Source organism: Maridesulfovibrio sp. FT414 (assembly GCF_050916235.1).
Classification (GTDB): Bacteria; Desulfobacterota; Desulfovibrionia; order Desulfovibrionales; family Desulfovibrionaceae; genus Maridesulfovibrio.
Window position 1 is genome coordinate 3792066 of sequence record NZ_CP104854.1, and the last position, 23136, is coordinate 3815201.

Below are 23136 nucleotides of genomic sequence, written 5' to 3' on the forward strand. Positions count from 1 at the left end.
GTAGTTTTGTCCCGTGCTTCTGTGACTGGAGGCGGGATGTTGTTTTGTAAAAAATAATTGTTTTGTTCTTGTTTGATATACATTTATAATGAATCGTCTCTGAGAGTTGTTTACACTCAAGCAATGTAGTTTGTAAGCCGTATCCGGGTAGAAAGCAGGAGGATAAATGTCGTCCACAGATTTTGAAGGTGGCTCATCCGCTGAACTTAATATTCTTCCGATGATGTCCTTGAGGGAAGTAGTAATGTTTCCCCGGTCCATTGTTCCTTTGTTCGTGGGCCGTGAATCCTCTATAAAGGCTATTGAGGAAGCTCTTGCCGAGTATGACAAGAAGATTTTTCTGGTTACTCAGGAATTTCCTGAAAAGGAAAAACCTACGCCGCAGGATCTTTACCGCATAGGTACGGTAAGTAAGATCCTTCAGATGCTCAGGCTTCCCGACGGTACTATAAAGGTTCTTTTCGAAGGACTGCACCGGGCCAGTTGGGATCCTGATGTTGACGGAATCACTTTCAAGGACGATTTCCCCCTCGTGAATATCGAGAGGGTTGATGACCTGCCCGCAGAAGAACACGCTTCTGAAGCTCTGGTGCGTTCTGTTCATGAGGCACTTGAGAACTTCGGAAAGGTCAACAAGAAGATTGCGCCTGAAACCGTTCTGGCTATCTCTACCATAAGGGTTCCCGGAAAGCTCGCAGACTCAATCATGCCGCACCTGAAGGTCGATTTTGCAAGGAAACAGTCGATTCTTGAAATGGTCGATCCCCTTGCTCGGCTTGAGGCTGTTTTTGAGCTGCTGCTGGGTGAAATTGAAATCGTGTCCATTGAGAAGCGGGTAAAGAACCGCGTAAAAGGGCAGATGGAGAAAAACCAGCGCGAGTATTATCTTAACGAACAGCTCAAGGCCATCAACAAGGAAATGGGCCGTGAAGATGATCCGCAGGCCGAGGCGCATGAGCTTGAAGAGAAGCTCGATGCCAAGGATATGGCTGACGAGTCTCGCGAACGTGTGCGCAAGGAAATCAAGAAACTTCGCCAGATGTCTCCTTCCTCGGCAGAGTATACAGTTGTCCGCAACTATGTGGACTGGATCATGGAGCTGCCGTGGAACAAGTACAAGAAGACCAAGCTTGATATTGCCGAAGCCCGCAAGATTCTCGATGAAGACCATTTCGGGCTTGAAAAACCCAAGGAACGCATCCTTGAGTACATGGCCGTACAGTCTCTGGTTGATACCATAAAAGGGCCCATTCTCTGTTTTGCCGGCCCTCCCGGTGTCGGTAAGACCTCCATCGCCCGTTCCATTGCCAGGGCCATGGGGCGTGAATTTGTCCGCCTTTCCCTTGGCGGAGTTCGTGACGAAGCCGAGATTCGCGGACACAGGCGTACCTACGTCGGGGCTCTTCCGGGTAAAATCATTCAGTCGCTGAGACGGTGTGAGTTCAGCAACCCGGTTATCTGTCTTGACGAAGTTGACAAGATGAGCACTGATTTCCGGGGAGACCCTTCTGCAGCGCTTCTTGAAGTCCTCGATCCGGAACAGAACAGCTCTTTCAGCGATCATTATCTTGATCTGGATTATGATCTGTCCAAGGTTTTCTTCATAACCACGGCCAACGATCTGCACTCCATCCCGCTTCCTTTGCAGGACCGCATGGAGATCATCAGGCTTCCCGGTTATCTTGAAACTGAGAAAATGAACATTGCCAAGGATTTCCTGCTTCCCAAGCAGATCAAGGAGCATGGCCTGAAAGAAGATAATCTTTCGGTCAGCGACAAAGCTCTTGAAGACATTATCCGCACCTACACCCGTGAGGCCGGAGTACGTAACCTTGAGCGTGAACTTGCACGTGTATGCAGAAAGACGGCGATGCAGATCGTTGAATCCGGCAACCGTGATATGAAACTTGATGTGGACAGTGACAATCTTTCCACCATTCTGGGCGTCCACAAGTTCCGCTTCGGTTCCAGTGAAGAAAAATCGCTGGTAGGTGTTGCAACCGGACTTGCATACACTCAGGTCGGCGGCGACATGCTCATGGTCGAGGTTGTCCTCATGCCGGGAAAGGGCAAGGTTGTCATCACCGGCAAACTTGGAGAGGTCATGCAGGAGTCGGCTCAGGCCGCATTGTCCTACATCCGTTCCCGTTCGGACCTTTTCGGGCTGAAGTCAGATTTTCATGAGAAGATCGATATACATGTGCATGTTCCCGAAGGAGCAACCCCCAAGGACGGACCTTCGGCCGGTATTACCCTGTGTACCGCAATTGCCTCCGCTTTCCTCAACGTTCCGGTTCGCCATGATCTGGCCATGACCGGGGAAATAACTCTGCGCGGCAGGGTTCTGCCTATCGGCGGACTTAGGGAAAAGCTGCTTGCTGCGCACAGGGGGCAGTCCAGGACTGTTCTCATTCCCATTGATAACAAGAAGGACCTCAAGGAAGTGCCGGAAGCTATCCTCAAGGATCTTGAGATCATCCCGGTTGAGAATATGGATGAAGTCCTCAGCTCTGCATTGGACAGTCTGACTGCCGAGGAGCTTTTCAGAGGAAAGAACAACGTTACTCCCATTGCCTTGAATCTGATCAAGGAAGAATACCAGAGCCAGCCCCATTAGCAGGGGTTGCTGTAAGTGAATATCAAGAGGGTGTCCCGTGTCGGGACACCCTTTTTTTATGGTGGTATGTTTTAAAGCGGACATAAATATGCTAGTAAGTTCACAGAGGTGGTAGAGTTAACTGACAAGCTGTCCGGCGGTATGCATTGCCAAAAAAAGTATCCTGTTTTTCATGTATTCTCATTTATCTTTTGTGTGCCTGTGTGCCGGTTCTGGCTGGTACCGGTGTGCGTCAGGACGTGGAAAGGGTTTTCAGGGAAGCGGTACAGGACCTGAAAATTCCAGGTGCAGTGATGCTCATCCGGAGTCCGGAAGGTGAAGAATGGACGGTTTCCGCCGGGGTAAGGATGATCGGGAGCGAAAGGCCTGTGTCCGCCAGACATCGGTTCCGCATAGGGAGCATCACAAAGACCTTCGTTGCGTCGGTGGTGCTCATGCTTGTGGATGAAGGAAAAATGGACCTTGATACCCGTGTTCATGAGATTCTGCCTGACATTGTAGGCAGGAATGATCCGGTGACAGTGCGTCATCTGTTGCAGATGCGCAGCAATGTAGGCAATTTTTCTGAAAATAAACTGTTTCTTGATGAGTTCAGGTCGAAGCCGTGGAAGTTGTGGTCGCCTGTAAAGCTGCTGGAGTATCGGAATACCGGGGGAGGGGAGTCCGGCAAATTTTTTGAGTACAGCAACACCAATTATATTATTCTCGGGATGATTATTGAAAAGCTTACCAGAGATACTTTTGAAAATCAGGTACACAGGCGGATTCTTAAGCCCCTGAATTTGAAATCAACCTACTTCCCGACCTCCGATGTCGAGCTTAAGCCGCCCTTTGTCCGCGGTTATGACTATAATCCCGATTCCAGAGAGATCGCCGATTTGAGCTTTCGGATTAATCCTTCTTGGGCATGGTGTTCAGGGAACGGAGTGTCAAATGCGAATGATCTGATGGTCTGGATTGTCGCATATCTCAACGGGTACGGGATAAGTCCGGAGCTGCATGCCGAACAGATGGATTTCAGGCCTGCGCTGCATTACGGCGTTTCTTATGGGCTGGGGATAATGAATAAATATTATGCCATCGGGCATAACGGTAATTTTGCAGGGATTTATACTTCACTGGCCTTCCGGTATCGGGGGCATTACTTCGTGCTGCTGACGAACGGGCAGGCCTATGGCGGCGGGCAGAATTCAACAGCCGAAGCGGTTTTTTGGAGGATAATAAACAGGTCCAGGCTGTTCAAGGACTCCGGCGGTACTGTTGCACGCATTAAAAACTGAATCCGAAACCTATTCCTATTCCCATTCCTTTTGAATTGTCCTGCGGACCTTCGTACGACTTGATTTTTTCTCTTTCCATTCCGAATATGATTCCGGCCTTCATGTCTTCATTGATGTTGAGGCTGTTCATCATGTTGTCGAAGGTCGTCCTGTCATAAAATTCCATGTTGCGGTCAGTACGGTCCAGCTTGTCTTTGTATTGCCCAGCCTCCAGTCCGGCGGCGTAGGCGGTTGATGTTCCTAGTGCAGCCAGCAGGCTGGATATGATGATTATAGATTTCCACATGGTCCACCTTCCCCTTTTATAATCGTGGAAATGATTTGGGAGCATCTATCTGCCCAGTCTTTTTTCAAGAAACAGGCCATGAATTTCTAGTGCCATTAATTCAGGAGGTTATTTTGAATCGCACTGGTCTACAGCCCGGTAAAGCAGGAAAAATAATCGATATTTGAGCAATCATGTGTGGTATTTTTGCAAACGCCCGTGAATGTCGGAAATTAATTCCTGTCGGCATTTGGGGTGGAAGTCCAAGGCGCAATGTTTCGATCCTGTGACCAGAAATCGAGAGGAATGAGATCCGATAATTTGGACAAATGGACGAATCGTGTTCGGAAAAGAATTATTTTGTTGAAGCGCATAATGTATAAAATTATGCTTAAATGGTAATTTTGAGTCATATAAATTTTGCGTTATTTATAATTATCCACAATAAATTAATAAATGTCATTTATTAAGACTTTTTGTTCACTTTGGTGATATGTAAAATAAATTACATTTTTTGAATATGCATTTTCGTTTTCAATAATAAATACATTTCGGAATGTTACGATTATGTTACAATCTGTACGTTCTCGAATCAATATAAATACCCCATTGACTTTATTTTTAATCAATTTAGGGTGGCTTCAACTTTTTTATTCATTGAAAAAGTCAGTAATGGGTAGGAGTGTGATGATTTTTCCGGGGTGGCTGTGAATCGGTGATAGGTGAGAATCCGGTTCGGCCAGATTTCATTGCTACTCATTCACGCGTGTTGTTTTGCGAACCCTTTATTTTCGTTTTTCGTTTGTGTGTGGAGACGAAAAAGGGGTAAGCGTGAATGCTCCGTGTTGCCGAACTATCTGCACGGGGCAAAACCTTAACTATGGTTTGGAGTATGTATGTTTAAGAGGATTCTTCGTCCTGCTGTGCTGGCTGTATGTATCAGCCTGCTTGCTGTCTCCGCTTTTGCGGCAGCACCCAAGTATGTGATTTACTTCATCGGTGACGGCCTCGGCCCCACACAGCGCATGGCTGCTGAACTGTTCTACAAAATGGAAACAGGCAACCCTGATGCAAAGCTGGTGATGAACACTTTCCCCGGCTCTGCCCTTGTTACCACCTATTCCGACAACACTCTGGTAACCGACTCCGCTGCCGGCGGAACCGCTCTTTCCTGCGGATTCAAGACCACCAACGGTTATATTGCAAAGCTTCCTGACGGATCCAACATCAAGACCATCGCCGAAGCAGCGAAGGAAAACGGCTACGCTGTAGGTATCGTTACCACCACCCGCCTGACTCACGCTACTCCCGCTTCCTTCTCCGCACATAATCCTGATCGTGATGCTGAGAACGAAATGGCAATCGACCAGGCAAACTCCGGTTTCGATTTCTTTGCAGGCGGCGGTTACCGTCACTTTGTTGCTAAAGACAACAAGATGGGCCTGAAGTCCAAACGCAAAGACGATGTAGACGTTGTTAAAATGTTTACTGATAAAGGCTACAAGACTTTCGTTGGCGATTCCACCCGTGATGCTTTCCGTGCCTATACTCCCAAAAAAGGCGACAAGGTTTTCGCAGCTCTGACCAGCAGCCACCTTCCTTACGAAGTTGAGCGTCTGCACAGCACCATGAAGGAAAATAAGCTTCCTTCTCTGGTTGAACTGACCGAAAAGGCTATTGCTTCCCTCGACGCACAGGACAAGCCTTTCTTCCTCATGGTTGAAGGCGGACGTATCGACCACGCTGCTCACGCTCACGATCCCATGTCTGTAATCATGGACACCATCGCAATGGACGATGCTGTTAAGGCCGCTTACGAGTTCTACAAGAAACATCCTGAAGAAACCCTGATTGTTACTGCTGCCGACCACGAAACCGGTGGTGTTGCTCTGGGTATCTCCATGGACTCCAAAGGTTACTTCCTGAACCTCAAGGCACTTGAAAACGTTAAGGTTTCTGCTGAAGACAACCTTGACCGCTACTACAACAAGCTTGCTGAAAAGGAAAAGGATGTTGAAAAACGTCACGCTGCTTTCATCAAGTACGTTGAAGAAAACTGGGCCCTTACCGACCGCACTCCCGGTGAAGACAAGATCCTGATGGATGCCATGATCGTTCAGGACAAGAACCAGGATCTGTCCATGGAAAAGAAAGTCCGTTACGGTTATTCTTACACTCCGACTATGGTTGCCGTTACCGACCTGATCTCCCAGAGAGCACGTATCTTCTGGACTTCCTTTGTTCACACCGGTACCTTCATTCCTGCTTCCGCAATCGGAAAGGGTGCTGACCAGTTTACCGGGTTCATCGATAACACCGATATTCCCACCCGTATGGCTGCACTCATGAACGTGAAGCTTTCCGACAGCAAGAAGACCGATTCCAAGGCTCTTCTTGGTAAGACTTTCGGTCCTCAGGAAAAGTACTCGAAGATTCCTTACAACCAGTAGGAGAACAGACTGCCTGCGCATGCGCGGGACAGTCCTTTCGGATAAGATTAAGCAGGGTCCTCGCTTCGGCGGGGACCTTTTACTGTATTTTATGAGGTCGTTATGAAACGGTTAATCTCCCCGTTGATCTTTATTCTGCTGATTGCCGCTGTCATCTGGCTTTTTCAGCATGAGCAGGCAAGTAGAAATTATGACCAGGCCATAAAGGAATTGCGGGCAGTCGTAACAGATGTGGACAACTCCTCGATTCTTGAAATGGGTACAGCCCGCATCGGAACCCAGCACGTGGATGTGCTGCTCATGGAAGGCGAGGTTAAGGGGCAGAATGTACGGGCTACCAACCAGCTTACAGGCCAGCCGGAAATGGACGAAATCTACTATCCCGGTGACACTGCGCTGATGGCTGTAAAGATTGAGGACGGCAAGGCCGTAAACGCCCGAGCTGTAAACCATTACCGGCAGGGTTGGGAACTGGCACTGTTCGGTATATTCGTCGTTATCCTGCTGATTTATGCCCGGTCTATCGGTCTCAAGGCCTTGTTCAGCTTTGTTACCAGTTTTTACATCATCTGGAAATTTTTCATTCCCGGCCTGTTGTCCGGGAGCAGTCCGATCATGCTGACCGTCATTACCCTGTCTTTGCTGACCGTGGTGATCATCACTTCCGTAGCCGGGTTTTCCCGGGTGACGGTCATTGCCACTCTCGGAACACTCTGTGGGCTGTTTCTTGCCCTTACGCTGACGCTCTTCTTTGGGGAAAAGCTCAAGCTGGCCGGCATGACTGCGCCGTTTGCCACCATGCTTGTCTTTTCCGGGCATTATACCCTTGATCTGCTGGATATATTTTATGCATCGGTAATTCTGGGGGCCTCCGGTGCCGCCATGGATATTGCCATGGATGTGGCCGCCTCCATGAATGAAGTCATGAGCAAGAAGCCGGACATCACAAGAAATGAACTGATTCGTTCCGGATTCAACGTAGGGCGCATGGTTACAGGGACAATGACCACAACACTGCTGCTGGCCTATTCGGGTGGCTACCTGACCATGCTCATGCTCTTTGTAACCAAAGGAACCACGTTTACCCGGATGCTAAACTTCAAACTGGTAGCGGCGGAAATTTTCCGTACCCTAGTCGGCAGTGTAGGACTAGTGCTTGTAGCACCCATCACCGCCGTACTGGCCGGAGTCATCCTTTGCGGATTCAAGCAGTATCGTAAAAAAGAGGGTAGTGTTTAGTACGGACAGGTAGTCCTTGTATGCCTCCGGAGGCATCCAATGGTGAATTATCCGATTAGGAATAAAGGGGCAGTTTCATTACGGCAACTGTCCCGCCTTCCGGTGATGAGGAAAATTCCAGGCTGCCGTTGTGTTTTTTCATGATGCTTGCGGATATGGAGAGTCCCAGGCCGGTTCCTCCGCTGTCGCGCTTGGTGGTGAAGAACGGATCTTCTATGTGGCGGAGGTTTTCTTCCGGGATGCCGCAGCCGTTGTCCTTGATTGTGATGAGAGCATAGCAGTCCTTGTCGCCGCCGTTTTTGGCAGTCCGAACCGTTACAGAGAGCTGGCTGTCCTCTTCGGGCAGGGCTTCGCAACTATTCACCACCAGATTCATCAGCACTTGTATCAATCGTTGCGGATTGCCTTCTACAACCGGGCTTTTTTCGGGCAGCACCAGCTCGAAGTGACGGGCACAGTTCTTTATCCTGTGCCTGACGAAGGTCAGGGCTCCGCGCACCACGCTGTTCAGTTCCACGTATTCGCGTTCGTCTTCGCCGTCCTGCCGGGAGTAATCTTTCAACTGGGCCACGATGTCCTTGATGCGTCCGGCACCCTCGATCATTTCACTGAGAAGGTACGGGAACTGCTCCCTGAGCTCCGAATACTCCAGTCCTCCGAGAACGAAATCGCCGTATTCCTCGCTGTATTCGTCCAGAATCTGCTGTGCATCGGTCCAGACGTCAAGCAGGGTGGGCAGGTTCAGGGTCAGGTAGCTGTTGGGATTGTTGATTTCATGGGCAACTCCGGCCACCAGAACACCGAGCGAGGCCATCTTTTCCGCCTGCATCATCTGTTGGCGACGACGTTCGTTTTCCTTTCTGCCGGAAATGTCGGTCAGCTTGCCTTCCACGTAAAGGGTGCGTCCATCCTCATCCTTTTCGCAGCGGGCATTGAATTCCACCCAGATGGTCGTTCCGTCCTTGCGGAACATACGGGTTTCGAAATCCTTGACGATTTCCTGATCGCGCAGAATGGACATGACGGTATCCCGCTCAACAGGGTCGCAATACAGCTGTGAGCTGATGTCGGTGATCGAGTCCATGAGTTCCGCAGGGGACTCGTAGCCGAGGATTCGGGCCATTTCCCGGTTGGCTTCAATGAAGCGGCCCTGAGCGGTTGAACGGAAGATTCCCTCCAGCGCCTTGTCGAATATTGCCCTGTACTTGCGGCCTTCCTCTTCCTTTTCGCTCCATTCGGTGATGTCGTGGGCGGTGACTGTTCCGGCTGTTATGGTCCCGTTCTCAATGACCGGAACGTAGGTGTTTTCGTAAAAACGGGTTTCACCTTTTCTACGCTTGTACTCGCGTTTGAGGATGTACGATTCTCCCTTGAGAACCCGGTCGAAATGATTGCGGGCCGATTCGCGTTCCTGTCCGTCGGAAAAGATATCCAGAATGGTCATGCCCGGATAGATGGTTACGCCCCAGTTGTGCTTTATGAATTCGTAATGGGCCTGATTGTATGTGATGTAGCGGTATTCATGGTTGAAGGAGAACTGCATGAGGTTGCGCGGGGCGTCAATAAGTGCCCGCAATTGCCGGATTTCATTGCGGAAGCGGGCGTTCTGCTCTTCAAGGGTATTTATGCGGTCCTGCAGTGTGATGATGTCTGGATTCATGATTGCCAAGTCAGTTTAGTCGGTATTGTCCGTTTTCATTTTGTTGAGTCTTTTATTGAGTGCCTGACGGGATATTCCAAGACTCTGTGCTGCCGCTGCCTGATTGTTGTCCGCGCGGCGCATGGCTTCAAGGGTCAGCTCTTCGCAGGCTTCCTTCAGGGTCGGCAGAACCGGGCCGAAGGCTATATTACTGCCTGCAACCGGTGTTGAGCTTTTTTTCAACCCGGAGCTGCCGATCTTTCCCACATGATTCTTCAGCCGCTCGATATTCAGGATATTCCCTTCGGTGCAGCTTACCGCATCCATTATCAGGAACTGTAATTCCCTGATGTTGCCGGGAAAGCTGTAGCCCATGAGCAGCGGCAACAGATCTGTTGGAATTTCCGGCTTGCCGCGCCCTTCATTCCTGCAGGCCTGCGCGAGAAAATGATCCACAAGCAGCAGCAGGTCTTCCTTGCGGTCCCGAAGCGGCGGAATGTGCACGTGATGGGCCTTGAGCCTGTAGTAGAGGTCGCTGCGGAATCTGACGTTTTTGTTCAGGTCTTCGGGGCTGATATTTGTGGCTGCGATGATGCGGGCATCGGTCTTGCGCGTAAGGTCGGAGCCGATGGCCATATACTCCCTTTCCTGTACAAGCCGCAGGAGCTTGAGCTGGGAGGCATGGGCAAGGTCTCCGATTTCATCAAGGAAAAGCGTCCCCCCTGCTGCATTCACCACCAGTCCCGGGCGGGCCTTGTCCGCGCCGGTGAAAGCTCCTTTCTTGTGGCCGAAAAGGGTATCCGCAAATATGTTGTCGTCCAGCCCGGCCACGTTTACCGGCACGAATTCACCGCTGCGGCCGCTGGCCCGGTGGATGGCCCCGGCAATCAGTTCCTTGCCGACCCCGGATTCTCCGGTGATGAGTACCGGCTGGGACGATTCGGCAATGGCCTCGATATACTTGAAGATCGAACGCATGGCCGAATTGGATGTAACGATATTCGCAAAGGTTTCAGGGTCTTCCAGCCTGTCATCAAAGAAGCGGGAGCGCAGGGTGGTGTTCTCGCGCTTGAGTTCCCGGATCTGGATGGCGTGCCGGATGCCTGAGACCAGTGAGCTTTTGTCGTACGTTTTTACGAAGAAATCGAAGGCCCCCAGTTTTACGCACTGGACTGCCGTTTCCACCTGGCTCATGCCGGTGATGACCAGTATGGGGATGTCTGCATACCGTGAGGTCACCAGCCGGATAAGGTCTTCGCCTGTTACGTGGGGCATGGCGAGGTCCGCGGCGATGACTTCTACCTCAGTGGTTTCAAGGATCGATTCGACTTCGCGGCTGTCGTTGCAGCACAGAATATTGTTTATTCCGGCGGATTTCAGGGCAAGGGAGAAGGAGCGGGTCCATGTTTCCTCATCGTCAACGAGGAGTACGGGATTTTTGGGGAATGCGGTTTTGTTCATCCTGATTGATTATGGCTTCCGGGATTACCGGACCGAACTGCTGGCAGGCTGGAGTGAGATGCCTGCTCGCCGGACGGTCCGGCAGAATGTTGTTGTTCTTTTTACCGGAAGTTACTCGTAAGTGCGTTTATCCACAAGGGGCGGAGCATCTTCTTTGAGGTCATTTTCTCCGCCGAGGATTTCAATGGCAGGCCTGAGCTTGATCCTGCCCTGAAAGGCTGGGATGAATTCCTTCTGATCCAGCGGGCCGCCGAGGACCAGCTTAAGGGTCAGCAGGTCCTTGCCGCCCTCATTGCTTATCACCACCTGATGGCGCGTGATCTGCGGGAAGTCCCTGACAACTTCAGCTACCTGTGAAGGGTACACGAACTGTCCCTTCACCTTGGCGGTGTCGTCAGCACGTCCCAGAATACCCGCCAGTTTCGGTGCGGTGCGGCCACAGGCGCAGGGGGTGTCCACCATTCTGGAAAGGTCCCCGGTGGCGAATCTGACCAGCGGGTAGGAAAGGGTATAGGGAGTAACCACCACTTCTCCGATTTCACCCATTGGAAGCGGTTCGCCGGTCCTAGGGTCGCAGATTTCCACATGGCAGCGGCTGGAAACATGCATGCCGCCCAGTTCAAGGCACTCGTAAGCTATGCAGCCCAGATCGGCAGTGCCGTAGCCCTGACGGACCTTCATGCCGAAAGCTTCTTCAACCTCGTTACGCAGGGATTCCGGAAGCCTTTCCGCAGCAACAAAGGCTACGTCGAGCTTGAAATCCTTGCGCGGATCCAGCCCGTCTTCACGTGCCTTCTCCGCAATGACTTTCAGGTAGCTGGTCATGCCTACAAATCCCGTTACAGGCAGGCTGGTCATGAGTTGCATCTGAACCGGGGTGTTGCCCGGACCGGCAGGGATTACCGCGCAGCCGATTTCCCGGAGCGGCTGTTCCAGCATCAGTCCGGCCGGAGTAAGGTGGTAGCTGAAGGTCATCTGCACAAGGTCGCCGGGACGGAATCCGGCGGCGTAGAACCCTTCGGTCCAGCCCCAGTAGTCCTTTTCGCGTCCTTCCGGGTCATAGATTGGGCCCGGGGACTGGTAGATTCTGCTCAACTGGCCCGGTTCGGCCGTAAGAAGCCAGTCCAGACCCTTTTCCTGCTGCATGGAAATAAGCTCTTTCTTGCGCAGGACCGGAATTTTGCTGAAAGACCCAAGGTCTGTAATGTCGGATACAGCCAGTCCGGCTGCATCCATGCGGGATTTGAATTCGCCCGAAGATTCAGCTGCTTTTTCGACTACAGCACGAATGTTCCCGAATTGCCGTTCGGCACGGGCCTCAGGCGTGTCCTTCTCAAAATTATTGTAAAGTCCGTTTGATCTGTCCATTGTCATTCCCTTTTTGGAGCCTCCGGCGGCTGGGGAGGGGGAACTTTTTTGAACAGTTCCCCCTCCCCAGACCCCACCCCCTCAAAACTTTTTAATATGGCTTTGCCGCCGGGGCTGTAAAATTTTCGTAATTACTTATTTGATCATTCCCTTGGTTTATCGTCACGGCTTGGGGTGTGATGCTGTTTTCAGGGAGTTGTCAGGTTCGGTTGCCGCCGATTGTTACAGCTCTCAAAACAGGCTTACCTCACGGGGAGGCGAAGCCTTATTAAAAGGTTCTGGGAGAGTCCAGAGAACCCTTTTGCAAAAGGATTCTTTGGCCGCCGGAGGCCAAATCAAATTGTTAAAAGCGCGCAGCGCATCAAATTAATCAAGACGAATTAACCAAGCCAGCGTTTGCGGCGGCGGTAGTGTTTCACGTCGCGATAGCTTCGTTTTTCACCGCCGTGCGACAGTCCGAGGTAGAATTCCTGTACGTCCGGGTTGTGGAGCAGGTCTTCCCCTTTGCCGTCCATGACGATACGCCCGTTTTCCATGATGTAGCCGTAGTCGGCCAGCGACAGGGCCATGCGGGCGTTCTGTTCCACAAGCAGGACGGTTACTCCTTCCTGCTTGTTGATCTTCTTTACAATGTCGAAGATCTCCTCGACCAGCAGCGGTGCGAGGCCGAGGGACGGCTCGTCGAGCAGCAGCAGTTTGGGGTTGGCCATGACTGCACGGCCGATGGCCAGCATCTGCTGTTCCCCGCCGGACATGTAGCCCGCAAGCTGGCTGCGGCGTTCCTTGAGCCGTGGAAAGTATGTGTAGACCTTGTCGAGGTTGTCCGAAAAGTTTTTGGCGGGCTGGGTGTAGGCTCCGCAGCGGAGGTTTTCCTCCACGTTGAGGTCTTCGAAAATGCGGCGGCCTTCCATGACCTGAAAGATGCCTTTGCGGACCATCTTTTCCGGGCTCTGGATATTTACAGGCGATCCTTCGTAAAGGATCGTTCCTGATGTGGCCTTGCCGTCCTCTCCTTCAAGCAGTCCGGATATGGCCTTGAGAGTGGTTGATTTACCGGCTCCGTTTGCGCCGAGCAGGGCGGTTATGGACCCCTTTTCGACGTTGATGGAAAGTCCTTTAAGGACCAGCACCACGTCGTTGTATACCACTTCGAGGTTTTGAACGTTCAGCAGACTCATAAATCAATCCTTGGGGTGGGACCGGGGAATCGCAGGAATTCCCCGGCCTTTATGTAAATCCGTATTAACGGGCTGTTGCTTGGGGCCTATTTGCCGAGCCATTTGGCGTCACGGGGCAGGGCTACGGTCTCAAGGAATTCGAGCTTGCCGTCCTTAACGGTACAGACGTTGATAGCCATGCTCGGGCGGTGGTCATTCGGGAAGAAGCTGATGGCCGGGGCGAGGCCCATGGGATCATAGTCGCGCATGGTTTCAAGAGCATTCTTGATGGATTCGCCGGTCACCTTTCCGTTTGCTGCCGCCATCTTCATGCCTTCAGCCATGACCAGCGTTGAAACGAAACCGCGCAGGTAGTGAGTCATCTGGGGCTGGCCTTTGGTCTGCTCTTCGATGACTTTCATACCGGGCACGTTCTGCCCGTATACGGCTGCTGCCTGCATGCCGAGGTTGTTCTCACATGCGGGACCGGCCATCTTGGCGAGGTTTTCGTCATTGCCCCAGATGTTGACCAGAAACTTGCCTTCAAAGCCGAGTTTTTTGGCATCCTTCATCAGCACGGCTGTGGAGGGAGTGGTTCCGCCAACCCATACGAAGTCGGGGTTCTGCTGCTTGAGAGCCAGAATCTGCGGGGTTGCATCCATGGCCTTCAGATCTAGGATTTCGTCGCCGGTAACTTCAAAGCCCAGCTCCTGAGCGTATTCCTTCATGGCCTTGAGGGGTACGTGACCGTAAGGCTTATCAGGGTATACGAAAGTGAGTTTGGGTGCGCGGGCTTCTTTCCAGTTGTTCTTGATGTACTGGAGTCCGGCGCGGCCCTGAGTGGAGTAGTCCGGGGCGATAGTAAAGTTATACGGTGCCTTTTGCGGGTCCATGAGATGAGCTGAATAGGATGCTGAGAAAACGGGAATCTGGTCGCGGGAAACAAAGCGTACCAGCGCTTCCGTGTCACCTGTTCCCCAGCCCTGCAAAGCTACGATGCCCTGAGACTTGAACCGCTTGTATGCGGCAAGGGCCTGCTGCACGTTGTAGGCGTAATCCACCTGAATCAGCTCAATATCTTCGCCGCTTACGCCGCCGTTGGCGTTGATGTAGGCCACGCAGTCCTTCACGCCCTGCGCGTAAGGCACGCCAACGCTGGAGGTCGGTCCGGTAAGATCGGACAGGACGCCCACTTTCAGCGTCGCAAAAGCCGTTGAAGCTATCAGCATAGTTGCCATCAGGACCGATGCGGTCAAAATTCTCTTAAACATTGTTGCTCTCCTTAAAAAGATGACGGATTATTTAAAAGTGCTGCCTGCACGTTTTATCTTTGCAGTGCCGCGGGGCTTGTGTTTGCCTCCGGCGGCTGGGGAAGGGGAAACTTTTAATTCGCCACGTCCTGTGGTTCACCCCTTCGGGGCGTAGCCTTTCAGGAAACGCTCAAATCTGTTTTCCTGCAGATTTGTGACAGAAGCTTCCCCTTCCCCAGACCCCTTCCCCTTCTAAAATTTTTAATAGGGCTTCGCCGCTGGGGTCGGTTAAATGTTGGTTTTTTAATTAAATTATATTTTCTTTCATGAACTTCAGATCATTTTCAATACAGGCTCTCCTCACGAAGAGGCGAAACCCCGATAAAAGGTTTTGGGAGAGTCCAGAGAACCATTTTGCAAAAGGGTTTTCTGTCCGCCGGAGGCACATCAAATAATTATCAATATGCGAACGGATAAAGTTTCCAGTAGGCTTTGATGAGCTTCCATTTGCGCACCAGGCCTTCGGGCTCAAAGATGAGGAAGAGCACGAGGGCGAGTCCGAAAACCCCTTCTTTGAGCGGTGCGGTCATGGCGCTGGCATCGGGCGCGATGGTCGCAAGAAGGGAGGTGGCGATGTTGAGCACTTCGGGCAGCAGGGTGATGAATACTGCGCCGAAGATGGAGCCGAGCACCGAGCCCATGCCGCCGATGATGATCATGGCCAGATAGCTGATGGACAGCCCGATTGAGAACTGTTCCGGGGTTATGTACATGGTGTAGTAGGCCCAGAGTCCTCCGGCGATACCGGCCATGAATGAGCTGGTTGCGAAGGCCTGCAGTTTGTAGCGGAACAGGTTGATGCCTACGTTTTCCGCTGACTGGTAGAAGTCGCGGATGGCGACGAATGCGCGGCCCGAGCGAGACCGCACGATGTTTGTTACGCCGAGCACACACAGGGTGGTGATGGCGAAGATGAGATAGAACATCTTTTCGTCGGAATCGAACTGGAACCCGAACATGGAAGGTGAATCCACGGGCATGCCGTTGGCCCCTCCGGTGAAGGCGGTCCAGTGCAGGAACACGTATTCAAGGATGAGCTGTGCTGCAAGGGTGGATATTGCCAGATAGATGCCCTTGAGCCGCAGGGAGGGGATGCCGAAGATCATCCCGGCAATTGCCGCCATTGCACCGCCGCCTATCAGGCAGGGCATGAAGGGCAGCCCCTTGGAGGCCAGCACGGCGCATCCGTATGCTCCGACCCCGACAAAAGCTCCGTGTCCCAGCGACATCTGACCGCAGACCCCGGTGAGCAGATTGAGCGAAACCGCTCCGATCACCGCGATCATGATCAGGTTCATTACCGATATGTAGTAGAAATCCAGCACTTGCGGTGCTATGAGCATGGCCGCCATGAACAGTCCCAGACATGTTTTCTGGAATTTTGATGGAAAGAGTTGGTCTTCGCTATGGTATGTTGTGAAAAACAGTCCGCATTTCTGCATGTTACACTCTCTCAATTTCTTTGGTGCCGAAAAGCCCGTAGGGCTTGACCATGAGGATGATGACCAGCACCACAAAGGAAGCCACTTCCTTGAATCCGCCCAGTCCGAGCAGGTCGCGGGCAAGTCCTTCGCTGATATTTTCCAGCACGCCGATGATCAGGCCGCCGAGGGCTGCGCCGAGCAGGCTGTCGAGCCCGCCGAGGATAACCGCCGGGAATACCTTGAGGCCGAGGTGTCCGAGCTGGGAGTTGATGCCGTTGATGTTGCCGAGGATGATTCCGCCGATGGAGGACACCACCGCGGCGATGCACCATGACAGGGCGAAGATGTTCTTGATGCCTATGCCCATGGACTGGGCGGCCTGCTGGTCAAAGGCGGTCGCACGCATGGCGATGCCGAGCGACGAGTACTTGAAGAACAGGGAGAATACGGCGAACAGCAGCAGGCAGAGCACAAAGGCCGCGATGTAGACCGGGGCTATGGGCAGCCCGAAGACCATGAAGGGATCCTGCGGCAGAATGGGCGGAAACACCCTGATCTGTGTTCCCCAGAAGACCTGCACCAGTGACTTGAGTATGGATGACAGGCCGATGGTGACCATGACCACGGAAATGATCGGCTCACCGATGAGCGGCCTCAGGATCATCCTTTCCACAAGGACGCCGAGGATGAGCGAGAAGACCAGCGTGATGAGGAACGAGAGCAGGAAGGGCAGTTGGTACTGCACGGTCAGGGCAAAGCAGATGTATGCCCCGGCCATGACCATTTCGCCCTGTGCGAAGTTTACCACCTTGGTGGCCTTGAAAATGATGACGAAGCCGAGGGCCACAAGACTGTAGATGGAGCCGACAACAAGGCCGTTGATTATGAGTTGGAGATAGTATTCCATTAGCTGGCCTCTTCTGCGGCGTTGATTTCGCGGATGGCGATGGGGCCGGACATGGTCCGTTCCGATCCGTCCTGATATTTGATGCGGGCGGTGAGGTTGATCTCCTTCTGCCCGTTGTAGAGGGCGTAGATGAGATCGCCGTAACGCTCGTTGATGACTTTGCGGCGGATCTTGCGGGTTCTGGTCAGCTCGCCGTCGTCAGCGTCCAGCTCCTTGAAGAGCAGGGCGAAGCGCTTTACTTCGGTCCCGTCCTGCAGGGCTTCGTTGATGGAGGCCACTTCGCTGCATATGAGGTCGTAAAGGTGCGGGTTGGATGCAAGATCCTGATAGGTCGTGTAGGTCAGTTGCTGCTGTTCGGCCCAGCGTCCGGCGATGTCGCTGTCGAGGCAGATTATGGCGGTTATGTAGTCGCGCTCCTGCCCGATTACGACGGCTTCCTGCACGTAGGTGGAGAACTTGATCTTGTTCTCGATGAACTGTGGGGAAAAGCGGGTTCCGTTGTTCAGGGTCATTACGTCGGAAAGGCGGTCGATGATGACAAGTTGGCCGTTGTCCTTGAAGTATCCGGCATCACCGGATTTGAGCCAGCCGTCTTCGAGGGTTTCGGCGGTGGCGTCCTCGTTTTTCAGGTATCCCTTGAAGACTGCGGGGCTTTTGGTAAGCACTTCGCCTGCTGCGGATATTCTAATTTCCGTCTCCGGAATGGGCTCGCCGACGGTGTCGAAACTGACGCAGCCGTCCTTGTGGATGCAGGAGATACCCGCAACCTCGGTCTGCCCGTAGATCTGCTTCAGGTTGATTCCAAGGGCATGGAAAAAGGTGAAGGTGTCCGGTCCGAGCGGTGCCCCGCCGGTAGAGGCGGAACGGATGCGGGAGAATCCGAGCCGGTCGCGCAGGGCGCGGAAAAGTCCGATTTCAGCCAGCCGGAAGCCGAGCCTGTCCATGGCGGAAGGTTCCTGCCCGTGCAGAACCTTATCCGCGTAGCTGATTCCCATGGGCATGAGCCTGTTGAACAGCCAGCGCTTGAGGGGGGTGGTCTCCATGATGCGCACCCGGACCTTGGCAGCCATGTTCTCCCAGACGCGCGGGGGCGAGAAGATGAGGTGAGGGCCGATCTCGCGGATGTTTTCCTGAACGGTATCCGGTTCTTCCGGGAAGTTTACGCAGAAACCGAAAAGCAGGGCCGAGGCCACGGCCATCATCTGTTCGCCCATCCAGGCCAGCGGCAGGAAGGAAACGAATTCGTCCGATTCCGTTTTGGGGTCGGAATGACCGAGGTTCCAGGCCATGGAGAGCAGGTTCTCGTGGGTAAGCATGGCCAGCTTGGGCCTGCCGGTGGAACCGGAGGTGGTGGCGATGATGGCGACGTCGTCCGGGGAGACCTCTGCGGTCCATGATTCGAATTCCGCAGCCTGTTCCTTGTTCATGGCCCGAACATCGTCAAAGGACATGAGCCCTTTTTCGCTGTAATCCATCAGGCCTTTGGGGTCGTGGTAGACTATGTATTCGAGGTCCGGAAGCTGGTCGCGGATGGACAGGATCTTGTCCACCTGTTCCTGATCCTCTGCCACCACCAGCCGTGCTTCGGAAAGGGTGAACACATATCCGATCTCGTCTGCCGGGGAATCCTGATAGAGGCCCACGGAATAACCGCCGAGTCCCTGAATCGCCAGCTGTGCCCAGAGCCATTCGGGGCGGTTGTCGCCGATGATGACGATGGCGTCTCCTTTGCCGAATCCGAGTTTCTTAAGTCCTGCGGAAAATTCAGATGTTATTTCAAGGTACTGCCTGTATGAAAACGACTGCCAGATGCCGAGGTGTTTCTCGCGCATGGCGGTGCGTGCGGCGCGTTCGCGTCCGTTCCTGATCAGCAGTGCCGGAAGTGTTGTCTTGTACGGCCGGCTCATTTTACCTTCCTTGATAAAGCCCGCCCTCGTCTCCAAGGTAGGCGCTGATAACTTTTTTGTTTTTCTGTACTTCTTCAGGTGTTCCGCAGGCGAGAATGCGTCCGAAGTCGAGCACCACCACGTGATCGGAAATGTCCATGACTACACCCATGTCGTGTTCAACCAGAAAAACGGTGATTCCCCATTCTTCGTTGATGTCGAGGATGTAGCGGGCCATGTCTTCGGTTTCTTCGAGGTTCATCCCGGCCATGGGTTCGTCGAGCAGTACGAGTTCCGGTTCGGCGGCAAGGGCGCGACCAAGTTCGACCTTTTTCTGCACTCCGTAGGGGAGGTGTCCGGCAATCTGGTGCCGGTAGGGGGAGAGGCCCAGAAAATCTATGATCTCTTCAACCCGCTGACGGTGGGCCGACTCTTCCTTGCGGGCGTTTCCGAAGTAGAAAATGGATGAAAGGAGCCCGTAATTCATGCGCGAATGACGCCCGACCATGAGGTTGTCCAGCACTGAAAGACCGCGAAAGAGGGCAATGTTCTGGAACGTGCGGGCCATGCCGAAATGGGTGCGCCTGTTGGCCGGTGTGCCGAGCATCTCGGAACCGTTCATGGTGATGGAGCCCTTGTCCGGTACATAGCGGCCTGAAATGCAGTTGAGCATACTGGTCTTGCCTGCGCCGTTGGGGCCGATGAGCGAGGTGATGCTTCCTTTCCTTACGGAGCAATTCACGCGGGAAAGGGCGGCAACCCCCTTGAAGGTCAGGGTCACATCCTTGACTTTAAGCAGAGCTTCATCCAGAGGGGCCGGTTCGCAGTCGGGCTTGAAGAAGGGGCTACTGCCATTCATCCCTGAAATCCTCCGGTCCGACCACTTCGTAGCCGTTTTTCTGCAGTGTTGCGGCTACGGACGACGGGTTATCGGCATTCACCCTGATTACTACCATTCTTCGGTCGGAGTGATTGAAGGTTCCGGTGGATATGATGGAGTATCCGAGGTCGTCGATGAGGCTGGATACGTGCTTGAGCACGCCGGGACGGTCAACCACTTCGAAAACAATGCGGGAACCGCCTTTTGCAAAGCCCATTTCTTCCGCCAGTACGTCAAGGATCACGTTGCGGTTGATATATCCGATAAGGTCTCCTGCTCCATCCACTACCGCAAGTCCTGCCAGATTCTTGCGGCGCATGATTACGGCAGCCTCTTCTATTTCCATCTCCGGGCTTACAGTGGTCATGTCTGTGCGCATGATTTTGCGCAGGGTGAGCTTTGAGAGCAGGTAGTTGATCTCGTGCTTATCCAGCCCGGTCATTGTGGAAGGCATGGCCGCGCTGATGTCCTCTTTGCGAACATAACCGACCAGTTTTCTGTTCTCCACGATGAGCAGCATCCAGAGCATGTTGTCATCCATGAGAACAGAAGCGTCTTCAGCCAGCGTATCCGGGGATTGCGGCATGAAGTCTTTCAGCATCTTAAGCCCGACGTACATTTTATAGAAACCTCCTGAAGCAAATAAGTTCAGCTCCTTAATGGAAGTTGTGTGCCAAAATGAATGTTGAGTGTGCTGATGAATCTGGTTTTTGTATAAATCTAATTTTTACAGTGCATTATGGTGGTTGAGCGATAAGTGTTCTCTTATCTGTTATCAGGAGAGCCTATGAGGAGACAGAAGTTTACTAAATGGATTCTGCAACTTTTGTTGACACGTTTGAAGTATGATATTTGGAGAGCTACTTTTGTTGCGAATTTCAGTTGTCAGCAACTAAAGTTGCTGGAGCAATAAAAGTTGCGAGGGGAGATAGAGGGAGTTGGGCAAGAGTTGGGCGCACATGTGATAAATTTAAAATCAAATCAGTTGCTCTTTAAAACATTGTAAGTCACGGTTTGTTATATTGTGTATAATGATTTATATGAAAAGATCATATTAATTTTAATGAAAGGAGGAAAATGTGAAAATTCTGCATTTAAGCGATCTGCATTTTAAAGGTTCTACGGCCGGCAACAGAAAAAAAGTTGAAACCCTGAAATATGTCGAAGAAAATTATCCCGCCCATCATATAGTGGTTACCGGTGATGTTGTTGATGACGGAGGTAGTGAGCAGTACAGAAGGGCTGAACGAGCTCTGAGGCCGTTCAAGGGCAGAATCAGTATTTGTCCCGGCAACCATGATTCCGGAATCGGTGGAAACATTTATAACAGGAAACGGATTGAACGTTTTGATAAATATCTGGCCGGGCCTTTCGGGCAGTGCGGAACATTTGCAGGTGATAATTCTCCGGTGGTGAATATTGTTGAAAGCGATGAAGCCAAATGCATGTTTATCGCGCTGGATACAAACCTTGAAACCAAGACTCCATTTGATTTCGCTTGCGGTAAAGTGGGACGAAAACAACTGAAGGAGCTTGATTCGATTCTTAAGCAGTATGCCGACAGCGAATTGGTCAAAATTTTATTTTTCCATCATCATCCTTTTGTCACCAAGACTCTGGTAAATCTGATCGGCCTGAAGCTCAAGGATTCGGAAGAACTCATGAAAGTGGTCAGCAATCGGGTGGATGTCATGCTTTTCGGCCATAAACATGAACCCTATATTGATCATGGCAAGCACGGTATCCAATATATTTTGGGGGCCGACAATTCGCCTGGCAGGAAGAGTGCCAGGGAAATCAGTATCAGCGGCGGCAATATATCCGTTAACGATGTGCCGATCCGCTAAGATGAATTGATAGTTTAGACTTTGTTAGTGGTGGCAACATATGTTGCCACCACTACTTTATCTGGGGAAGGAACCGTTGTTTATGTCAATGCATGTTCCGTTGATGTATTCCGGGCAGTCGGTAGCTAGCCAGTGCATGGCCTCCGCCACCTCTTCGGGCTGTCCGAAGCGTCCCGTGTAGACTACGGACTTGATGTGGTTCCTGCGCTCGATGGGGATGGTGTGCAGCATTTCGGTTTCTATGGGCCCCGCTGCAACTGCGTTGATGACGATTCCGTGCGGTCCGAGGATTTTGGCGAAGCTCTTGGTCATGTTGATCATGCCGGCCTTGGTGATCCCGTACCAGACGTCAGGATGCCCGATCTGCCCGGCAATGGAAGCATTGTTGACGATGCGCCCGCATTTTCTGGCGACCATGGACTTTGAAACTGCGGTGATCAGGGCTACAGGTGCCTCGATATTGATCTTGAGCACGTCCTGCACAGCTTCGGGTGTGTACTGATCAAAGGGAGTGGCATACATGATGCCTGCGTTGTTGATCAGCACGTCGATTTCCGGCAGCCCGGCAACTAAGTTCGGGATACCGGCCACGTCCTTGAAATCGTACACAACTGTTTTGACCCGCGGATGGTCATTGTACTTGAATGTGGAAAAATCACGGGCCGCGACGATGACGTTGGCACCGTCCGCTATGAACCTTTCAGTGAGTACAAGTCCTATGCCTTTGTTGCCGCCGGTGATGAGTATGTGTCTGTTCTGCATTATCTCGAAAAAAGTTAAAGTAAATCCTTAAGGATTCAAGGGCGGACTCAACCCTTGTTCAACCTCCACTTCAGGTTCATGACGGAAGAGTAGCCTGCTTCACCGTCATAGAACTGCTGCAGCCTGTTCCGGGTGTTGCGGTCAAGGAGTCCCATGAGAGGCTGCTCGTTGCCGTAAACGAGCAGCAGGCTTTCACGTATGAGAGAATCCCAGATATGTCCATAGTTATCGATGTCGTCATCGCGCAGGCATTTTCTGCACTGCGGGCAGTTGCAGCAGAGTTCGTACGGTTCCTGTATGTTCAGAAGGCCGTATTCGGTGGTGATCTCTTCGCCTGCCATAATGTCGCGCACTGCAATCTCGATGTTGTAGGCGGTCATCATGGTGTTGCTTGAGCAGCTGTGGTTCATGAATCTGGCGTGGTCCCAGCTCAGGATGAGGTTGCCGTGCCGGTCATGGTACATGTATTTTTCCATGCACGATTTCATCGGTTGGGGCAGGTTCTGGTACTCGTCCTGAGTCAGACAGGTGTCATAACTGTCCCTGACAACGACAATCGTTCCCTTTTTGATGGGAGCGGTCGCGAAAACACCGTTGCCTATGGCCGGTGAGACTGTTCTAACTTCCGTGTCCGGATGAATCAT

At 52.2% G+C, this 23136-nt stretch carries 18 protein-coding genes; 5 read left to right on the forward strand and 13 right to left on the reverse strand.

Features of this window, described 5'->3' with window-relative positions; genetic code table 11:
* The first annotated feature begins 166 nt into the window (after nucleotides 1-166).
* Both lon and N7E73_RS16845 read left to right on the forward strand, forming a co-directional pair.
* Nucleotides 167-2617 carry an endopeptidase La gene (gene lon, locus N7E73_RS16840; RefSeq protein WP_432736083.1) on the forward strand — a complete coding sequence of 817 codons (2451 nt, stop codon included), beginning with the start codon at nucleotides 167-169 and terminating at the stop codon, nucleotides 2615-2617.
* A 146-nt stretch (nucleotides 2618-2763) separates the two neighbouring features.
* Nucleotides 2764-3897 carry a serine hydrolase domain-containing protein gene (locus tag N7E73_RS16845; protein ID WP_432736084.1) on the forward strand — a complete coding sequence of 378 codons (1134 nt, stop codon included), beginning with the start codon at nucleotides 2764-2766 and terminating at the stop codon, nucleotides 3895-3897.
* Here the strand turns inward: N7E73_RS16845 and N7E73_RS16850 are convergent.
* Nucleotides 3887-4183: a hypothetical protein gene (locus tag N7E73_RS16850; RefSeq protein ID WP_432736085.1), complete on the reverse strand. Its 297-nt coding sequence runs from the start codon at nucleotides 4181-4183 to the stop codon at nucleotides 3887-3889. The genes N7E73_RS16845 and N7E73_RS16850 overlap by 11 nt on opposite strands.
* Before the next feature lie 875 nt (nucleotides 4184-5058).
* Between N7E73_RS16850 and N7E73_RS16855 the strand changes: the two genes are divergently transcribed.
* Both N7E73_RS16855 and N7E73_RS16860 read left to right on the forward strand, forming a co-directional pair.
* The gene (locus N7E73_RS16855) at nucleotides 5059-6612 is read left to right on the forward strand and encodes an alkaline phosphatase (protein ID WP_432736086.1); all 1554 of its coding nucleotides are present in this window, start codon (nucleotides 5059-5061) and stop codon (nucleotides 6610-6612) included.
* A gap of 102 nt (nucleotides 6613-6714) precedes the next feature.
* A complete protein-coding gene (locus tag N7E73_RS16860) occupies nucleotides 6715-7851 on the forward strand; it encodes a YibE/F family protein (RefSeq protein WP_432736087.1) in 1137 nt (378 codons plus the stop codon).
* Between the two features lie 55 nt (nucleotides 7852-7906).
* Here the strand turns inward: N7E73_RS16860 and N7E73_RS16865 are convergent, their stop codons facing one another.
* The 10 genes from N7E73_RS16865 to N7E73_RS16910 all read right to left on the reverse strand — a co-directional run bounded on the left by N7E73_RS16865 (nucleotide 7907) and on the right by N7E73_RS16910 (nucleotide 20502).
* Nucleotides 7907-9511 (reverse strand): PAS domain-containing sensor histidine kinase, encoded by a 1605-nt coding sequence (locus N7E73_RS16865; protein ID WP_432736088.1) that lies wholly within the window; start codon nucleotides 9509-9511, stop codon nucleotides 7907-7909.
* A gap of 15 nt (nucleotides 9512-9526) precedes the next feature.
* On the reverse strand, nucleotides 9527-10951 hold the full coding sequence (locus tag N7E73_RS16870; protein ID WP_432736089.1) for a sigma-54-dependent transcriptional regulator: 1425 nt from the start codon (nucleotides 10949-10951) through the stop codon (nucleotides 9527-9529).
* A 111-nt stretch (nucleotides 10952-11062) separates the two neighbouring features.
* Entirely contained in the window at nucleotides 11063-12319 is a 1257-nt protein-coding gene (locus N7E73_RS16875) for a phenylacetate--CoA ligase family protein (protein WP_432736090.1), read from the reverse strand.
* A gap of 380 nt (nucleotides 12320-12699) precedes the next feature.
* Entirely contained in the window at nucleotides 12700-13497 is a 798-nt protein-coding gene (locus tag N7E73_RS16880; protein WP_432736091.1) for an ABC transporter ATP-binding protein, read from the reverse strand.
* An 86-nt stretch (nucleotides 13498-13583) separates the two neighbouring features.
* Nucleotides 13584-14747 (reverse strand): ABC transporter substrate-binding protein, encoded by a 1164-nt coding sequence (locus N7E73_RS16885; RefSeq protein ID WP_432736092.1) that lies wholly within the window; start codon nucleotides 14745-14747, stop codon nucleotides 13584-13586.
* Between the two features lie 437 nt (nucleotides 14748-15184).
* A complete protein-coding gene (locus N7E73_RS16890) occupies nucleotides 15185-16228 on the reverse strand; it encodes a branched-chain amino acid ABC transporter permease (RefSeq protein ID WP_432736093.1) in 1044 nt (347 codons plus the stop codon).
* 1 nt (nucleotide 16229) lies between these two features.
* Nucleotides 16230-17117: a branched-chain amino acid ABC transporter permease gene (locus tag N7E73_RS16895; protein WP_432736094.1), complete on the reverse strand. Its 888-nt coding sequence runs from the start codon at nucleotides 17115-17117 to the stop codon at nucleotides 16230-16232.
* Nucleotides 17117-19024 (reverse strand): AMP-binding protein, encoded by a 1908-nt coding sequence (locus N7E73_RS16900; protein ID WP_432736095.1) that lies wholly within the window; start codon nucleotides 19022-19024, stop codon nucleotides 17117-17119. The genes N7E73_RS16895 and N7E73_RS16900 overlap by 1 nt, the downstream gene beginning before the upstream one ends.
* A gap of 1 nt (nucleotide 19025) precedes the next feature.
* A complete protein-coding gene (locus N7E73_RS16905; protein ID WP_432736096.1) occupies nucleotides 19026-19862 on the reverse strand; it encodes an ABC transporter ATP-binding protein in 837 nt (278 codons plus the stop codon).
* On the reverse strand, nucleotides 19849-20502 hold the full coding sequence (locus N7E73_RS16910) for a CBS domain-containing protein (RefSeq protein WP_432736097.1): 654 nt from the start codon (nucleotides 20500-20502) through the stop codon (nucleotides 19849-19851). Before N7E73_RS16910 ends, N7E73_RS16905 begins: the two co-directional genes overlap by 14 nt.
* Nucleotides 20503-20962: 460 nt before the next feature.
* On the opposite strand from N7E73_RS16910, the gene N7E73_RS16915 reads away from it, so the two are divergent.
* Nucleotides 20963-21730, forward strand: a complete 768-nt coding sequence (locus N7E73_RS16915) for a metallophosphoesterase family protein (protein WP_432736098.1) — start codon at nucleotides 20963-20965, stop codon at nucleotides 21728-21730.
* A 57-nt stretch (nucleotides 21731-21787) separates the two neighbouring features.
* Here the strand turns inward: N7E73_RS16915 and N7E73_RS16920 are convergent, their stop codons facing one another.
* Nucleotides 21788-22492, reverse strand: coding sequence for an SDR family NAD(P)-dependent oxidoreductase (locus N7E73_RS16920; RefSeq protein ID WP_432736099.1), 705 nt, complete (start codon nucleotides 22490-22492; stop codon nucleotides 21788-21790).
* A gap of 47 nt (nucleotides 22493-22539) precedes the next feature.
* Nucleotides 22540-23136: an SET domain-containing protein gene (locus N7E73_RS16925; RefSeq protein ID WP_432736100.1), complete on the reverse strand. Its 597-nt coding sequence runs from the start codon at nucleotides 23134-23136 to the stop codon at nucleotides 22540-22542.

What these genes read in the sequence shown, in the direction of transcription:
- lon (WP_432736083.1), top strand. Translation starts at nt 167, where the DNA reads ATGTCGTCCACAGATTTTGAAGGTGGCTCATCCGCTGAACTTAATATT.
- N7E73_RS16850 (WP_432736085.1), bottom strand. Translation starts at nt 4,183, where the DNA reads ATGTGGAAATCTATAATCATCATATCCAGCCTGCTGGCTGCACTAGGA.
- N7E73_RS16855 (WP_432736086.1), top strand. Translation starts at nt 5,059, where the DNA reads ATGTTTAAGAGGATTCTTCGTCCTGCTGTGCTGGCTGTATGTATCAGC.
- N7E73_RS16860 (WP_432736087.1), top strand. Translation starts at nt 6,715, where the DNA reads ATGAAACGGTTAATCTCCCCGTTGATCTTTATTCTGCTGATTGCCGCT.
- N7E73_RS16865 (WP_432736088.1), bottom strand. Translation starts at nt 9,511, where the DNA reads ATGAATCCAGACATCATCACACTGCAGGACCGCATAAATACCCTTGAA.
- N7E73_RS16870 (WP_432736089.1), bottom strand. Translation starts at nt 10,951, where the DNA reads ATGAACAAAACCGCATTCCCCAAAAATCCCGTACTCCTCGTTGACGAT.
- N7E73_RS16875 (WP_432736090.1), bottom strand. Translation starts at nt 12,319, where the DNA reads ATGGACAGATCAAACGGACTTTACAATAATTTTGAGAAGGACACGCCT.
- N7E73_RS16880 (WP_432736091.1), bottom strand. Translation starts at nt 13,497, where the DNA reads ATGAGTCTGCTGAACGTTCAAAACCTCGAAGTGGTATACAACGACGTG.
- N7E73_RS16885 (WP_432736092.1), bottom strand. Translation starts at nt 14,747, where the DNA reads ATGTTTAAGAGAATTTTGACCGCATCGGTCCTGATGGCAACTATGCTG.
- N7E73_RS16890 (WP_432736093.1), bottom strand. Translation starts at nt 16,228, where the DNA reads ATGCAGAAATGCGGACTGTTTTTCACAACATACCATAGCGAAGACCAA.
- N7E73_RS16895 (WP_432736094.1), bottom strand. Translation starts at nt 17,117, where the DNA reads ATGGAATACTATCTCCAACTCATAATCAACGGCCTTGTTGTCGGCTCC.
- N7E73_RS16900 (WP_432736095.1), bottom strand. Translation starts at nt 19,024, where the DNA reads ATGAGCCGGCCGTACAAGACAACACTTCCGGCACTGCTGATCAGGAAC.
- N7E73_RS16905 (WP_432736096.1), bottom strand. Translation starts at nt 19,862, where the DNA reads ATGAATGGCAGTAGCCCCTTCTTCAAGCCCGACTGCGAACCGGCCCCT.
- N7E73_RS16910 (WP_432736097.1), bottom strand. Translation starts at nt 20,502, where the DNA reads ATGTACGTCGGGCTTAAGATGCTGAAAGACTTCATGCCGCAATCCCCG.
- N7E73_RS16920 (WP_432736099.1), bottom strand. Translation starts at nt 22,492, where the DNA reads ATGCAGAACAGACACATACTCATCACCGGCGGCAACAAAGGCATAGGA.
- N7E73_RS16925 (WP_432736100.1), bottom strand. Translation starts at nt 23,136, where the DNA reads ATGATTCATCCGGACACGGAAGTTAGAACAGTCTCACCGGCCATAGGC.